The sequence below is a fragment of the Leptolyngbya sp. BL0902 genome (assembly GCF_016403105.1).
GTDB lineage: Bacteria > Cyanobacteriota > Cyanobacteriia > Phormidesmidales > Phormidesmidaceae > Nodosilinea.
Genome location: NZ_CP046155.1, coordinates 1,789,947 through 1,804,208 on the forward strand (window position 1 = coordinate 1,789,947; position 14,262 = coordinate 1,804,208).

At 59.5% G+C, this 14,262-nt stretch carries 14 protein-coding genes; 10 read left to right on the forward strand and 4 right to left on the reverse strand.

Annotation, left to right across the window (positions count from 1 at the left end; genetic code table 11):
- The first annotated feature begins 135 nt into the window (after positions 1–135).
- The 6 genes from GFS31_RS08000 to GFS31_RS08025 all read left to right on the forward strand — a co-directional run bounded on the left by GFS31_RS08000 (position 136) and on the right by GFS31_RS08025 (position 5,581).
- Complete coding sequence (locus tag GFS31_RS08000) at positions 136–630, forward strand: DUF1269 domain-containing protein (protein WP_198807658.1); 495 nt, start codon at positions 136–138, stop codon at positions 628–630.
- Between the two features lie 398 nt (positions 631–1,028).
- Positions 1,029–1,802, forward strand: a complete 774-nt coding sequence (locus tag GFS31_RS08005) for an SH3 domain-containing protein (RefSeq protein ID WP_198807659.1) — start codon at positions 1,029–1,031, stop codon at positions 1,800–1,802.
- Positions 1,803–1,889: 87 nt separating this feature from the next.
- Positions 1,890–2,267, forward strand: coding sequence for a dihydroneopterin aldolase (gene folB / locus GFS31_RS08010; protein WP_198807660.1), 378 nt, complete (start codon positions 1,890–1,892; stop codon positions 2,265–2,267).
- A 123-nt stretch (positions 2,268–2,390) separates the two neighbouring features.
- A complete protein-coding gene (gene lipA / locus GFS31_RS08015; RefSeq protein ID WP_198807661.1) occupies positions 2,391–3,287 on the forward strand; it encodes a lipoyl synthase in 897 nt (298 codons plus the stop codon).
- Between the two features lie 17 nt (positions 3,288–3,304).
- Positions 3,305–4,072, forward strand: a complete 768-nt coding sequence (locus tag GFS31_RS08020) for a lipoate--protein ligase family protein (protein WP_225907619.1) — start codon at positions 3,305–3,307, stop codon at positions 4,070–4,072.
- 237 nt (positions 4,073–4,309) lie between these two features.
- Positions 4,310–5,581: a SpoIID/LytB domain-containing protein gene (locus GFS31_RS08025; protein WP_225907620.1), complete on the forward strand. Its 1,272-nt coding sequence runs from the start codon at positions 4,310–4,312 to the stop codon at positions 5,579–5,581.
- 39 nt (positions 5,582–5,620) lie between these two features.
- Here the strand turns inward: GFS31_RS08025 and GFS31_RS08030 are convergent, their stop codons facing one another.
- The 4 genes from GFS31_RS08030 to GFS31_RS08045 all read right to left on the reverse strand — a co-directional run bounded on the left by GFS31_RS08030 (position 5,621) and on the right by GFS31_RS08045 (position 8,690).
- Complete coding sequence (locus GFS31_RS08030; RefSeq protein WP_198807662.1) at positions 5,621–6,052, reverse strand: pentapeptide repeat-containing protein; 432 nt, start codon at positions 6,050–6,052, stop codon at positions 5,621–5,623.
- 410 nt (positions 6,053–6,462) lie between these two features.
- Complete coding sequence (locus GFS31_RS08035; RefSeq protein WP_198807663.1) at positions 6,463–7,833, reverse strand: N-acetylmuramoyl-L-alanine amidase; 1,371 nt, start codon at positions 7,831–7,833, stop codon at positions 6,463–6,465.
- 76 nt (positions 7,834–7,909) lie between these two features.
- Positions 7,910–8,422 carry a GNAT family N-acetyltransferase gene (locus GFS31_RS08040; RefSeq protein WP_198807664.1) on the reverse strand — a complete coding sequence of 171 codons (513 nt, stop codon included), beginning with the start codon at positions 8,420–8,422 and terminating at the stop codon, positions 7,910–7,912.
- A 91-nt stretch (positions 8,423–8,513) separates the two neighbouring features.
- The gene (locus GFS31_RS08045) at positions 8,514–8,690 is read right to left on the reverse strand and encodes a hypothetical protein (protein WP_198808327.1); all 177 of its coding nucleotides are present in this window, start codon (positions 8,688–8,690) and stop codon (positions 8,514–8,516) included.
- A 781-nt stretch (positions 8,691–9,471) separates the two neighbouring features.
- On the opposite strand from GFS31_RS08045, the gene GFS31_RS08050 reads away from it, so the two are divergent.
- The 4 genes from GFS31_RS08050 to GFS31_RS08065 all read left to right on the forward strand — a co-directional run bounded on the left by GFS31_RS08050 (position 9,472) and on the right by GFS31_RS08065 (position 13,898).
- The gene (locus tag GFS31_RS08050) at positions 9,472–11,040 is read left to right on the forward strand and encodes a DUF3370 domain-containing protein (RefSeq protein WP_225907621.1); all 1,569 of its coding nucleotides are present in this window, start codon (positions 9,472–9,474) and stop codon (positions 11,038–11,040) included.
- A 175-nt stretch (positions 11,041–11,215) separates the two neighbouring features.
- Positions 11,216–11,704 (forward strand): hypothetical protein, encoded by a 489-nt coding sequence (locus GFS31_RS08055; RefSeq protein WP_198807666.1) that lies wholly within the window; start codon positions 11,216–11,218, stop codon positions 11,702–11,704.
- 96 nt (positions 11,705–11,800) lie between these two features.
- Entirely contained in the window at positions 11,801–12,166 is a 366-nt protein-coding gene (locus tag GFS31_RS08060) for a metal-sensitive transcriptional regulator (RefSeq protein ID WP_263974922.1), read from the forward strand.
- A 154-nt stretch (positions 12,167–12,320) separates the two neighbouring features.
- Positions 12,321–13,898: an endo-1,4-beta-xylanase gene (locus GFS31_RS08065; protein WP_198807667.1), complete on the forward strand. Its 1,578-nt coding sequence runs from the start codon at positions 12,321–12,323 to the stop codon at positions 13,896–13,898.
- Positions 13,899–14,262 lie beyond the last annotated feature (364 nt).

Sequence of the window (14,262 nt, forward strand, 5' to 3'; positions counted from 1 at the left end):
AGCCATAGCCTACACTGAGAAAGTTCCCTGAAGACTTTCAGAGACTTTTTCTTGGCCAACGGTTTAGAATACTTTAGTTTATTCACAGCTTTGGCCAATCAATTTCACAAGGCTTCACAAAATCAGGAGAATTTCATGTCTACGTTAACCGTGTGGAAATTTAAGACCGCTGAGGGTGCAGAAAACGCCTTAGCCAAACTAGAAGGTCTGCAAAAACAAGAGCTAATCAAGGTGCTAGACGCTGCCGTGGTCACTTGGCCAACGGGTCGTAAAAAGCCTAAAACCTACCAAGCCGTGAGCACCGTAGGGGTAGGAGCCCTGGGGGGTGCCTTTTGGGGGATGCTGTTTGGTTTGATTTTCTTGGTGCCTCTGTTTGGCATGATTGTGGGCGCAGCAGCAGGTGCCCTATCCGGCAAGTTTACCGACTACGGCATCAATGACGACTTTATCAAAGACCTGCGCGATAAGGTAACAGAAGGCACCTCCGCGCTCTTTTTGCTGACCGGACAAGTTACCGTAGACAAGGTTAGTGAAGCCTTTTCTCCCGATGAGGCTGGCGAACTTATTCAGTCCAATCTATCGGCAGAACAGGAAGCTAAACTGCGGGAAGACTTCGGTGCTGAGTTGTAGACTAAGCATCAGATTCCAGGGTTCTCCTAGATAGCACTGGCTAGCTGATGGGAGTTTGCTAAGCCTATGCTGACGCTAATGGGGGTGAACTCTGGAATCGATCCCACGCTTGTCACCCTCCCCCGATAGCCCTTTCCCAAGCTGGAAGATAGACGTTAAGGCTGGCCTCCCTTTGCTTCGCCCATGGGCCGCCAGCCTGCGGTGATGAATACCCGCCTGGGGGGTCTCAATGGAAACTTCTATACCTTCTCTGTGGCCGCCTGCGAGTAGGCCGCTGACGGGATCTGGGCCTGCCGATTCGTCCAGGTTTTTAGCGCCCGGAGATCTCACTTTTCGAGGGATGGTGTAGCATGGCGGCTGATTCATTTCCACCGTGAAATAGCGCCCTGGAGAACGTTATGCTGTGGCCCCTTGGAGGAAACGCCCCTTGGTTGAGGGTTGGCCTGGTTGGCCTGCTGTTGGTGGCGGGCTGTAGTAGCTCGGATACCATAGCCACCGAAGCCAGCACCCCCACCGACGCCCCCCCTGAACCAGCGGCGGCCCCTACCCTAGAGGAAACTATCGCTGGGTTCCGCGCCGCCGTGATTGATCCGCCCCGTGTGACTACCCTATCTGGCCAAACCCCAGGGGCAAAAATTAACTTGCGCTCCCAGCCCACCACCCTCTCCCCCATTGTGGGCAGTGGCACGGCGGGGGATGAGGTGCGGCTGCTGCGCCTCGCGGAGGGGGAAGGGGGCTATAGCTGGTACTATGCCCAGTCTCCGGCGGCGGATCAAGAGGGCTGGGTACGGGGTGACTTTGTGGATATTAGTAATGCCACCCCGGTGACGGCTACCCCCTCAACGGCACCCAGCGCCGCCCAGAATGCCCTAGCTACAGCCTCTCCTCCCTGTGGATCTGACCGACAAGAAGCCCTGTTTGAAACCCAGTCCTACACCGTGCATTTGTGCCAGTCGGCCCAAGGGCTGCGCTACGTAGGCACCAACCGAGCCACCCAAGAGTCGGTCATTATCGACGATGTGGCCGTTAACCAATCCGTCTACATTGCCATTGACGGCAATCAGCAATACCATATCAGCGACACCCACCTCGCCCGCTACGAAGTGCACGACGGCAGCTATCGGCCCCTCCAGAGCGAGCCCGTAACTCGGTTTGAGCGCTTTTTGTATTAGAACGCTCTTCGCCTTCGTGGCCATGGATTAATGGGAGAATCCCTGGAGAAAGCCCCGCCTTGCCCCTGCCCTTGCTTGATGCCGTAGATGGACACCCTAGACGCCCTTCACCTCACTGCCATTCGTGCCTACGGCTATACGGGCGCTCTACCCGAAGAAAACGTCCTGGGCCAGTGGTTTGAGGCGGATCTCACCCTCTACCTCGACCTGTCCCGCCCCTGCCAGAGCGACCACCTGCCCGATACCCACAACTATTGCACCGTCGTTGAGCGCACCCAGCGGATCATTCGCGAACAGCGCTTTGCCCTGATTGAGCGGCTAGCCGGGGAAATTGCCCAGGAAGCTCTGGCCACCGACGGTCGAATTCGTCGGGTGCGGGTGAAGGTGACAAAGCTGACACCGCCAATTCCTGACTTTAGTGGCCAGGTGGCAGTAGAAATCACCCGCGATAGAATGCAACCATAGCAACAGCCCGCCGAGCTGATTGCCGTTCATCCACAGCCCTGGATGATGCATCCGCCGGGTGAAGCGATGGCTAGTGCTGCCGCTGTCCCTCCTCTCTCCTGCCCTGATCTCCCGCACCCACCCATGGCCGCTCCCCACTCCCTGCGCGACGACATTGCCCGTATGCCCGATTGGCTCCGCCGCCCCATCGGCAAGGCCAGCGAAATTTCCACCGTGCAGCGGATTATTAAAGAGCGACACATCCACACCATCTGTGAAGAAGGTCGCTGCCCCAACCGGGGAGAATGCTACGCTAACCGCACCGCCACCTTCCTGCTGATGGGATCCGTGTGCACCAGGGCCTGCGCCTTTTGCCAGGTAGACAAGGGCCACGCCCCCATGACCCTCGACCCCTACGAGCCCGAAAAAGTCGCAGAATCGGTGCGGCTGCTGGGCTTGCGCTACGTGGTGCTCACCTCCGTGGCGCGGGATGACCTGCCCGACCATGGGGCCAGTTGGTTTGCAACGGTGATGGCCACCATTCGCCAGGTCAACCCCGGCACCGCCATTGAAGTGCTCACCCCCGACTTTTGGGGTGGCCTCGGCGGCGAAACAGCCCAGGCCGACCGGGTTCGCACCGTGGTTGCGGCCCAGCCCGCCTGCTATAACCACAACCTCGAAACCGTGAAGCGCCTACAAGGCCCCGTGCGGCGAGGGGCCAAATACGACCGCTCTCTGCGGGTGTTGGCCCTGGTCAAGGAAGCGAACCCGGCCATTGCCACCAAGTCTGGCCTGATGGTGGGCCACGGCGAAACCGAAGCGGAACTGATCGAAGCCATGGCCGATTTGCGTAGCGTGGGCTGTGACCGCCTTACCCTCGGCCAATATATGCGCCCTTCCCTCGATCACCGTCCCGTAGACCGCTATTGGACGCCCGAAGAATTTGACCGCCTTGGCCATATCGCCCGCGACATGGGCTTTTCCCACGTTCGTTCTGGCCCGCTGGTTCGCAGTTCCTACCACGCGGGAGAATCCCCCTGAACCGGGAGGCGAGTACCATGTCCCAACCCTGGCGACTGATTCCGCCCATGGTGGCCCCCGGTGCCCTACACATGGCTATTGATGGGTGGTTGCTGGATCAGCACCTCCACCACGGCCACCCCCCCACCCTGCGGTTTTATACCTGGGATCCTCCCGCCATTTCCCTGGGGTTCAGCCAGCGGCGCAATTTGCCCGATCATTGGTCTACGCTCACCTGGCAGGGACAGCCCATTGACCTAGTGCAGCGACCCACCGGGGGGCGAGGTGTGCTGCACCAGGGCGACCTCACCTATGCGCTGATCACCTCCGGGTGGGATGGAACACGGGAGCAGGTGTATCGCCATCTGTGCCAGTTTTTGATCCAGGGCTGGGGCCAGTTGGGGCTCCCCCTGGAGCTTGGATCAGCCACCCGGCCCGACCTCTCCTCTGCAAACTGTTTTGGGCTATCCACCGCCGCCGACCTAGTGACGCCGACCGGGCTGAAGTGGATTGGCAGCGCCCAACTGCGGCGGGGGCAGGCGATTCTTCAGCATGGATCTATGCGGCTCAATCCAGACCCAGACTTGTATGAACAGGTCTTCCAAACTCCGGCCCCTAGGGTAGATGCGGGGATCGTCCTGCCTCCTCAGTCCTCCATTATTGATGCCCTCGTGCAAGCGGCCACCCGCAGCTTTGGCTGCACCTTTGTGACCCAACCCCTCAGCGCCAAGGAGCTAGTCAGCATTCAGTCGCGCAGCCATGACCACCCTACCAAGGCCAAAATCGGGGAACAAAACTGGCGGTGAAAGGACTGAGGCCCCCACGTTCCGAAGGGTTGATAGCAGAGGGCTAGCGAGCCAAACGCTAGAGCCATGGGCATCGTTGGCACAGCCTGAAGCGTTGGCAACGACAGGGCAGTATCGAGACCCGACTCTGACGGGCCATCGGCAAGGGGCGGTCGTTTTTAGAGGTTTGCGGTTAAATAGTAGGGGGACTTTGCATCGAATAATGTCATTGGTTGTCGCAGAGGTTGGGACGTTAGCATGAAGCGTTTTTGGATGACTGGGCGGTTTCAGCCTCACCAGCCGACCCTTCGGCAGTGGCCCCTCAAGTCTGTGCGAAGCTTGCCGATCAAAATTCCAAACCTGGGGGCGTTTCAGATCCCGGCCTGGAGAGCAGTCCAGGCATCACGGCGGCTTCAGATCCTTGGCGGTCTGGCTCTGGCTGGGCTGGTGATTACCCCGCTGTCGCTAGCTTCTGTCCATCGGAGGGGGGCTCCCTCGGCCCCTGCCATGGTGCAGTCCTCCCTGTGGGAGGCTACTGGGCTCGTGCGGCAGTCGGTGGTGGATCTCCACCGAATTCAGCGCCTTGCCATGCAGGCAGGCATGGCGACACCCAATCTGGATGCGCCTGACGCGGCCTCTACGGTCGAAGAAGACGCCGCTTTGGCCAGTGCGCCCTCGGCTCCAGCCGCACCCTCGGCCCCCCAGACCTCGACGGTGGTATCTGCGGCCTCATCCCGCACCGTGCCCCAGCCGCCCCCGGCCCCCAGCCCTGCCATCAACGTCGCCTTTGACCCGGCCAAAACCATTGATACCAACCTAGAAATGCGGGTAGCCGTGGCCAGAAACGTGTCCTCCCTTGAGGTAGCGACTTCCACCGATGGGTATTTGATGGATCTCAACGGCCAAGGGTTTTGCAACCTTCCCGCCCAGCGGAGCGTAGTGATTCGGCCCCAAGGCGGCGGATTGGGCTATGGCGGCTGTCAGCTCACAGGCACCATCTGGCTAGAACCGGGGGAGGGGGGCTATGTCTATGTGGGCAATGCCTGGTTTAAGGGGCGAGTGCTGCTCATGGCTAGCGGATCAACCCTGACCGCCGTAAACTTTGTGCTGATGCATGACTACCTCAGCAGCGTGGTAGGCAGCGAAATGTATGTGACGTGGCCCCTAGAAGCCCTCAAAGCCCAGGCCGTGGCCGCTCGATCCTACGCCCTGGTACACCACGTCCGCCACGCCAATCGCGCCTACGACCTAGACAACACCCAACGCTACCAAGCCTACCTAGGCATCGCCAAGGAAACCAACACCACCCAGGCCGCCGTAGCCGCCACCTCCGGCGAATTTATTAGCCACAACGGCGGCATCGTGGAATCCCTTTACGCTGCCTCCGATGCCATTGTGCAATCGGCCCACAGAGGCCGAGGGATGAGCCAACGGGGCGCGATGGAACTGGCCCGCCAGGGGTTCCGCTATACCGAAATCCTCAGCAATTACTACCCTAACACCAGCCTTTCTCGCCTGGTGGTGCAGTAGGGCAAGCCCCCCGGCCTTTGGCCTTGTTCAAGCTAGGGCTTAGTCGCCGCCAATGCTAATGGGCGTACCGACGATTTCGGTGCCTGTTAGGTTGGCATTCAGCCAGGAGGAACCCGCCACTTCAGCGAAATAAATCCGGGCCTCGGTGAGGTTGGCGTCATCTAAAACAGCGTTGTTCAAGAGGGCGTTGGTCAAAAAAGCTTGGCTGAGGTTGGCTCCTTCCAGGTTGGCCCCAGAGAGATCCGCGCCTTCTAGGTTGGCTTCCGTCAGGTTGGCCCCAGATAAGTTGGCCCCCGATAAATCGGCTCCAATCAGGTGGGCTTGGGTGAGATCGGCCCCCGAAAGATCGCAACCTGCACAGAGGTTAGTGGTTAGAAGTTGCTGCACCTGGGCGGGGTTCTCGGCCTGGCTGGGTAGGGCTATCACCAAGGGCAGAGCAAGGGCTGTGCCAAGGGCAAGGGCAAGTTTCATGATATTCCTCCAGGGTGGGTGCAGCGCCTCCTGGACAGAACCTTTGGCCCTGCTGAAAACCAACAGGGCAGTGACAGGCTTACCTCGGCCTTCCCAGAGGCAGGACACACCCTTCACATCAAAAACAGTACGAAAACGGCTCAAAAACGGCGCGGGTTGCCCATCAAATCGCCTGGGAAGGGCTGCTGTCTGAAGCGCTATACGCTGATCCTGGCACATTCCCCCGGCCCTCGCCAGGGAAACACCCAGCTCCGTAAAGAAACGATAACTCTGTGCCCCCGTGGGTTTTGCCCCCGATTCCATGCCTGCAACAGCATCGCTGGGCAGTAGGGGCACCGCAGACTTGATCGGGCTCCAAGCAGTGTAAACGACCCTCATGCTTGGGCTGCGCGAGTCCGTGGAGACTGGGCTTAGAGCATCCCTGCCGATTCGTAGAGGCGGCGCATGAAGGCGAGGATTTTGCGGCCATAGTCGGGGTCGCTATTCCAGCGTCCGGTGAGTTGATCCACCAGGGGGGCCACGCCCCGGCGCACAAACTGAAAACGCGGATCCACCTGGCTTTGAATCAGCGGCTCTAGGCTACCGTAGGCTTTGAGGTGCTGAATTTGGGCGCGAACGCCAATCCGAGCGGTGGGAAAGGAAGACCCCTCTGGGCCACCCGTGGGCGATCCCAAACCGCCAAAGTTATTGTGGGCGGGGTTCAGTCCGCTACCAAAGTGGAGGGAGTTAGTTTCCACCAGCATTTGGCAAAAGGCGATGTCGTGGTTGATGCCCTCAATGGCGGACTCTTCGCGGTAGAGCTTGGCTAGGTCTTGGTACTGGGTGACGGCGGCTTCGTTGACGGTTTTGAGGAACATGATTAACTGCACCTCAGAGCTACTGCCCAGCCCCATCAGCCGATCCATCGATCCGGGGCAGATGCCCATGCCCGTGGCCGAGCGCAGGAGCAGGGTGCGGGTTTCACCGTTCCAGTTCACCGAAACGTTGTAGCTCCGCAGATCCACGGCCTTGATATAGACCACATTGCCGTAGCGCAGGCGGGTGATGTTGGGGGCGTTGGTGAGGTTAACCCCCAGCAGATCGGCCAGGTCTACGGGCACGTAGGAGTTGTTGTTGACGATGATGCCCGTTTCGGGGTAGATGCCGCCGTTGATGCTAATGCGGATTTCGGGAAAGGTGGAGGCGCTAGGGGTTGTCGTTGCTGCCGCCGCCACCGGGGCCACCGACCGACTCCAGGAGGCCAGCCCGTCGGCCAAGCCCAAGGCCACATCCCGCCGCTGGTTTTGGATAATGGCCAAATCCTGGGGGCTGGTGAGGTGGCCAAGTTCCATCAGCAAGGACGGACAGCGCAGGGATCGGGTGAAATCGAGCCAGCCCGTGGGCGATTCCGTGTCGGGTTTGGCCCCCCGGCTGGGTAGTTGCGTCACCCGTCGCCGCAGAGCCAGCAGCAAAATCTCCGCATGGGAGCGACGCACCTCGTTTTGGGCGATGTAAAACACCGAAGATCCGCGCACACCGGGATCGCTGTAGGCTCCGCCGTGGATTTCCAGCGCCACATCCTGGGGCTGGCAGCGCATGTTGATCCAGGCAATGCCCTGGGCCGTGCTCAGGTCGTCGGGCACCGCCAGCACAGGTAGCCCTCGCGACCGCAGTTCCGCCACCACCAAGTCCCGCACCTGGATCATCTCTGCGGCCTCGGTGGTGCTGGCCAACACCAGTCCCGGATCGGCTACGCCATCTTCGTAACCGCCGTGGCCCGCTGAAATAAAAATCTGTGCCATGGTGACAAGGGGTTGAGCAACTCTCTGGCCAGAATCATACCTATGAACTGGGCCATTGGGACGGTTTTCCCGCAGCCTACCCCCGCCCAAAGCGCTGAAGCGCCTCCCCCGTCAGGCGGCACAGTTGCCACTCGGGTTTGATCTCCGCCCCCAGGCGCTGATAGAACTCAATGGCCGGGGTGTTCCAATCCAGCACACTCCACTCAAACCGCCCACAGCCCTTCTCTAGGGCCACCTGGCCCAGGTACTTGAGCAAGGCTTGCCCCACCCCCCGCCGCCGATAATTCGGCAGCACAAACACATCTTCCAAATACAAACCGGGCTGCATCAGGAAGGTGGAAAAATTATAGAAATACAGCGCCATCCCCGCCGTGCTTCCCTCCAGTTCCGCCAGCACCGCCTCGGCGTAGGGCCGCTCCCCAAACAGGTGACGGGCCAAATCCTCCGGGCGTCCCGTCACCTCATGGGACAGCTTTTCGTATTCCGCCAGCGACTGGATGAGGGCGACGAGGGTGGGCACATCCGCCGGAGTGGCGGGACGAATGGTGATGGCGGTCTGGAGGGTCGAGCTGGAGTCGGAAAAGGCCATAGATGCAACAAAGCCATACTAGGAGAAGTCGTTTCCCATCCTAATATGGCCTAGGGCGGCGGTGGCGATGGCAACCGCCTAGGGCTCAGGGCTAAAGGCCGTCGGACACTTCTACCCGCTGGGCAAAGGGTTCGCCTTCAAAGGGCTGTAGACCAATGGCGGGATAGTTGTCGTCGCTGGGGCCAAAAATGCGAGCGATAGGATCCACAAAGTATTGAGTCAGCCCATCGAGAAAGCGCCCAAAAACTGACATTGCAGAGCGTTTCATAGTGCCACCTTAGCATGGGTAACGTTTTGGAAGTTGGTTTGAAGATTGGCAGCTTTATGCTCGGGAGAAGATCGCCTGCCAATTCATAAAACCTTCAGAAAAGCCTATTAAAAGCCTGCTAGACTGCCTTAGAGCCAGAGCTAAGTCAATCAAAAACAATGCTTTAAGATCTTGACGAGCTTTGATAAACCAGCTTTTTTGTCAAAGGATATAGAAAATTACAGTTGCCTAAACAGTGTGTTTTAGCTAGGCTTATCTGACAGTTAGATGAGTTATCCCCTAACACTTTTATCCTACGAGATTAAGGCCATCCGTCCTCATCGGTAGTGACTATTCTTTACAGACTTAGCCAGGGGCCAGCAAGGGTCAAAATCCGTAAGAATCCCGGAAAACCGCTGACCTCGCGCCACCCAAGATCCCCAAGCCAAGATCCGCAGGCCGCGTTGGGATCCAAGCCCAAGCCAGCATCCTGTTTCAGGGGGCTGTACCTTGACCTTGATCCCCGTCAGGCAACAAAATATCTCCAAATATTTAAAGATGCTTCAATTTTTAGCCATTGGGCGTGAAATGAGCAGCCCCACGAAATGGTATGTTGGATCGGATTAAAACTGGTGACGAGCCAGTCGGTATTTAGGGGTCGGTCTACCAGATTGAGTTGTCTCCCCTGGGGCAGCCTTCCGTGTGTTAACTTTCCGTAGTTTCTGAGATCGCCATGCTAAGTGCACTTGTGGCTTTGACGCTTTCCCCGGTCTTCGCGCAGATTCCGCAGACTGAGGCAGCGATGCCGGCACCCGTCATTCCGGCGGATCCAACGGAGACGGTAATTCTTTCCCGCGATGGTACCTACGCCGAGGTGATTCGGCGGCAAGAAGTACGACCTCTTCCAGGTGGCCTTGACAACGTTCCGGTCTTTAACAGCAACAGCCCTGAGGTGGTGCAGCAGGAGGGCATTTTGCTCTCCACCTTCCCCCCAGAGGGTATGGCTACTCCCGCCGCCCACCTCAACTACGCGTTCAACGGGCGGTTTGACATTTTTGCCCACCACATTGCCCGAGGGCTTGATGCCGATGATCGGCGCACCCTGTTTATTGGGGTAGTGGTCTACAATCCGGGCAGTGAGCCCGTCACCGTTACCCTTGAGCAAGGGGTGAGCTATCTCAGCCAGGAAGCCCCCTTCTTGCAGTTGCCAGATATGCGGCTGAGCAACAACGGCAATGTCTTTGCGGGGCCAGGTAGCCGAACCGCCACCGATATGCTGCGGGGAGCCAGTCAGGCCCATTGGCCGCGCTCGATCACCATTCCGCCGGGTCATGTTCACCTGCTGATGAATACCCCCATTCCCCTGCGTCAGCTCACGGTTCCCGCCAACGGCAGCCATCCCCAGGGGGCTATTATTCCTAAACCCCAGGTGCAGCCCGTTACGGTCACGGCGGCGGCGGATCAAATTTTGGACGCCAATGGCCAGGTGCTGCCACCCCCACCCGCTGTAGAGCGTCCCATTCCCAGCAATGGGCGCACTGCCATGATGTATCTCACCAGCGATGGCCCGGTGCATTTGGCAAGTTTAGCTAAGTATGCTGACCGCACCGCCTCTGGAGATGAAAAAGTCCCCACCCTCAGCGACTGGATTCGCATCCTCAAGCAGGGGCGGCTGTCGGGGCCACGGGATCTCCCCCCCTCCGACCCCAACACTTTCCGCAGTGGCCGCTTCTACTATGGCCGGGTAGCGGGTGTGGCCAAAGGATCGGTCTGGCGGGCCAACCTCACCGACACCCCTGAGGCCGAGGTGCTGACGGTGCCCACGCCCGGTAGCTCTATTTCCTATGTCATCAGCTCTGTAGACCGCAATACCTTTGGCACGGGGCAGATTCAGAGTGCGCCTATGGTTGCCCGGTACCCTGATACGGCCTTCCGAGCCCACGGCAACTACGGTGTACGCTACAGCCTTAACCTGCCGCTGCACAACAACACCAGCACGGCTCAAACCGTCACCATCAAGTTCCAAACGCCCATGCAGGATGACGCCCTGGTGGCGGGGCTGCGGTTCCGTCGTCCTCCCGAAAACCGGATTTTCTTCCGGGGAACGGTGCGCGTCCGGTTTAGAAACCAGATGGGCATTGAGCAAACCCACTATGTCCACTTGGTGCAGCGCCGGGGGCAGGAAGGAGAACCGCTGCTGCGCCTCACCCTACCTCCTGATACTCGCCGCGATCTGGCTGTGGACCTGATTTACCCCGCTGATGCAACGCCCCCCCAGGTGCTGACGATCTTTAACGGCAACAGCAGCCCGGTGTTTGGAGCGAACGACCCCACACCGACCCCTTCGCCTTCCCTCAGCCAAGACTTCTAGCCAGTCTCACGCCGCTGAGGATCCTCTATGGGAGGATTCTCCGTAGGGAATCTTCGATCCCAGCCCTTGCGGGCGGTGGTTCTAGGCGTCCTCACGGGTTCGAGAGCCAGGGCGAGGGCGGGAGCGCTATATTGGCTAAAGACTTTGAAGACCCACGGTGCGGGAGGAGATCGCGATGATGATGGGAATAATTCACAGACTAGGTAGGGCTTACCGTCAGGCCACCCCCCAACAGGTGGCGTTCCGGCGCTCTGGGCTGTGGGGCGGCAGTCTGGTGCTGGTGGCCTTGCTGATGGTGGGTTGTGGCCCTAGCACTACCGCACCCAGTGACCCTGCCACCAGCGGTGGATCAGGCGACGGGGCAGCGGTCAGTGCGGTGAGCCCGGAGGCTTCCCTGGCCCAGCACCTCGCGGCCACAGGCAGCACCATGTATGGAGCCTACTGGTGTCCCCACTGTGCCGACCAAAAGGCCATGTTTGGCGAAGCGATTGACCTTGTTCCCTACGTGGAATGCGCCGCCGATGGGGAGAACGCCCAGCCGGAACTCTGTAGCGCCAAAAATATCCAAGCCTACCCCACCTGGGAAATTGATGGCCAACTCTACCCTGGGGTGAAATCCCTAGAGGACTTGGCTCAACTGTCGGGCTATCCGGCCACACCCTAGCCCGGTGATATGGGTCTAGATCGCGGGTTCTGTCCTAGGTCATCGCTCTACTGTCCCCATCTTTTTTCCTAAACCCTTGTCTTTTTTCCTAAACCCTTGCACAACCTCACTTCCCATTCTCACCCCCATTCCCACGAGCCTCTGACGGCATCCGCAGGGCATAGCGACAGCTCCCGATCTGTCCATCCCCACGTCCACGATCCAGAATCCTTGCGCCGTATTGCCAACCGCCTGTCTCGCATTGAGGGACACGTTCGCGGTATCAAAACCATGGTGCAGGAAAGTCGTCCCTGCCCAGACGTCCTTGTGCAAATTGCGGCGGTGCGAGGGGCGCTGGATCGGGTAGCCCGAATTATTTTGGACGAGCACCTGACGGAATGTATCAGTCGGGCCGCCGAAGCGGGCAACATTGAGGACGAGATTGCCGAGCTTAAGGCCGCGCTAGATCGCTTTTTGCCCTAGGGCGTGTCATCAATTGGAGGGAAATCGCAATTTTGCGCCACTCCAGCAGCCTAGCCAAGGGGGTTAAGCCCCTTGTTCCATAGAGATATGGACGGCATAATGCGGGTCTGAGCTTATTTGATGACACCTCCTAGCTTGTTCCCTGACTGTACCTATGGAACGTCGCGATTTTCTTCGCACCGCTACCGGGGGATTGCTGGTGTCTCCCATGGCGCACGACCTTAGCCGCAGGCTTGCCCAAGCCCAGGATGGATTCCTAGAGATTTTGGTGTACCGACCGGATGGGGTACCCGTCTCGGTGGATCGACTGCGGCAGTTGTACAGCCTAGATTTGGACGACGAGCCCCTACCCCACCCGGAGCGGCACATTGAGCCGGGGCAGGTTTGGCTTCGTTCGCCCCCGTCGGCCCCCTTTGCCCTGGCGCTGCAACTGCCCGTCGAAGGGTTTGGGGATGTCACCCTCTACGCCGATAACCAGGGCCGAGGCTTTACCCCGACAGATTTTCCCCTGGTGCTGAATGCCGCCTTTGCCCGCGACCGTCTGCATCGGGTCAACAAAGCGATTCGCCAGTGGCAGCGGCAGGGCTACGGCGTTCCCCAATCGATTCGGGATCGTCTGGATAAAGCCCAGGCTTTTCTCCATCAGGCGAACCAGGAACCGGATCGCCCTCGCCAAGTGGCCCTGTGGAATCAGTCCCTCAATGAAAGCCTCTGGGCTGGGGAGGAAGCCGCCCTCAGCCGCGCCCGCCAGCGCATCGCCCGCACGGCTCCCCGGCGTTCGTTCAAACTGGGCTGTAATGCCTTTGGCCATCCTTACCTGGGCGCTACCTACGACCACTACTTCAGCGCCCTGTTTGACACCGCCACGGTGCCCTTCTACTGGCAACCCTTCGAGCCAGAGCCGGGGCAATTCAACGACGCCACCCTAGAGCAGCAAGTCACCTGGCTCCAGGCGAAGGGCATTCGGCCCAAGGGGCATCCCCTGGTGTGGTTCCACGAGGCTGGCATTCCCGACTGGGTGCGCCCCATGACCTACGACCAGGTTAAAGCAGCCCTACGCCAGCGGATTCTGGCCATCACCCGTCGCTATGGCGACCGCATTCCCGCCTACGACGTGATCAACGAAGCCCACCACGTTCCCTGGAGCAACGACCTCAACTACAGCCCGGAGCAGCTGGTTGAACTCACCCGCCTCGCCTGCGACACCGCCCGGGAAGGGCATCCCACCGTGCAGCGGATTGTGAATAGCTGCTGCCTGTGGGCGCGTAACGTAGCGATGTATGGCCCACCCCAGCGCAGTCCCCTGCAATACCTGCGGGCTTGTTTAGCGGCCAACCTTGACTTCGAGGTGATCGGCCTTCAGCTTTACTACCCCGACCAGGATATGTTCGAGATCGACCGGATGCTAGACCGCTTCACCGCCCTTGGCAAACCGATCCACATCACCGAAATGGCGGTTTCCTCCAGCACCGGGGTGGATGAAAACTCCCAGCTTGGCGACGCCCGTGGCCTGTGGCACGCCCCCTGGAGCGAAGCCGTCCAGGCCGACTGGGTGGAGTCCATCTACACCCTCGCCTACAGCAAGCCAGAGATTGAAGCCGCCACCTGGTGGGACTTTTCCGACCAGGGCACCTTCTGGCCCTTTGGCGGACTGCTGCGCCGCAACCACCAGCCCAAAGCCGCCTACTACCGCCTCAGCGCCCTCAAAACGGCCTGGGGATTGTCCGCCTAACCCGTCCTGGCACTACCGCTCTCCTACCCAAATTCCGCCCTGGGGTACAGGCATCATCCCGCCCTCGTCGCCTAGAGTCTAGACAGCGATGGCCTCGGCGGCGTTGCCTAAGCGTGCACCAATGCCGCCCTGTCCCTCCACCGACCTATGTCCTTAGACGGGTCTTTGCTAACCGAGCTTGCAAGTCGTACTCATAACGACTATGATTTAAGAGTATTCAACTTCAGCCCACAGTTCCCAATTCGCAGACTCGGATGCCTCTAGGCCAAATCGCCGCATCCCAGTTGCCCCATCCAATCCGCTGCACCGATGAGTGCCCTGGATGACGGTTGTGACGGTTGAGCGTCCAAATCATTGGTTTTTG

What these genes read in the sequence shown, in the direction of transcription:
- GFS31_RS08045 (WP_198808327.1), bottom strand. Translation starts at nt 8,690, where the DNA reads ATGAAACGCTCTGCAATGTCAGTTTTTGGGCGCTTTCTCGATGGGCTG.
- GFS31_RS08065 (WP_198807667.1), top strand. Translation starts at nt 12,321, where the DNA reads ATGGAACGTCGCGATTTTCTTCGCACCGCTACCGGGGGATTGCTGGTG.
- GFS31_RS08035 (WP_198807663.1), bottom strand. Translation starts at nt 7,833, where the DNA reads ATGGCACAGATTTTTATTTCAGCGGGCCACGGCGGTTACGAAGATGGC.
- GFS31_RS08055 (WP_198807666.1), top strand. Translation starts at nt 11,216, where the DNA reads ATGATGATGGGAATAATTCACAGACTAGGTAGGGCTTACCGTCAGGCC.
- lipA (WP_198807661.1), top strand. Translation starts at nt 2,391, where the DNA reads ATGGCCGCTCCCCACTCCCTGCGCGACGACATTGCCCGTATGCCCGAT.
- GFS31_RS08050 (WP_225907621.1), top strand. Translation starts at nt 9,472, where the DNA reads ATGCCGGCACCCGTCATTCCGGCGGATCCAACGGAGACGGTAATTCTT.
- GFS31_RS08020 (WP_225907619.1), top strand. Translation starts at nt 3,305, where the DNA reads ATGTCCCAACCCTGGCGACTGATTCCGCCCATGGTGGCCCCCGGTGCC.
- folB (WP_198807660.1), top strand. Translation starts at nt 1,890, where the DNA reads ATGGACACCCTAGACGCCCTTCACCTCACTGCCATTCGTGCCTACGGC.
- GFS31_RS08025 (WP_225907620.1), top strand. Translation starts at nt 4,310, where the DNA reads ATGAAGCGTTTTTGGATGACTGGGCGGTTTCAGCCTCACCAGCCGACC.
- GFS31_RS08000 (WP_198807658.1), top strand. Translation starts at nt 136, where the DNA reads ATGTCTACGTTAACCGTGTGGAAATTTAAGACCGCTGAGGGTGCAGAA.
- GFS31_RS08005 (WP_198807659.1), top strand. Translation starts at nt 1,029, where the DNA reads ATGCTGTGGCCCCTTGGAGGAAACGCCCCTTGGTTGAGGGTTGGCCTG.
- GFS31_RS08030 (WP_198807662.1), bottom strand. Translation starts at nt 6,052, where the DNA reads ATGAAACTTGCCCTTGCCCTTGGCACAGCCCTTGCTCTGCCCTTGGTG.
- GFS31_RS08040 (WP_198807664.1), bottom strand. Translation starts at nt 8,422, where the DNA reads ATGGCCTTTTCCGACTCCAGCTCGACCCTCCAGACCGCCATCACCATT.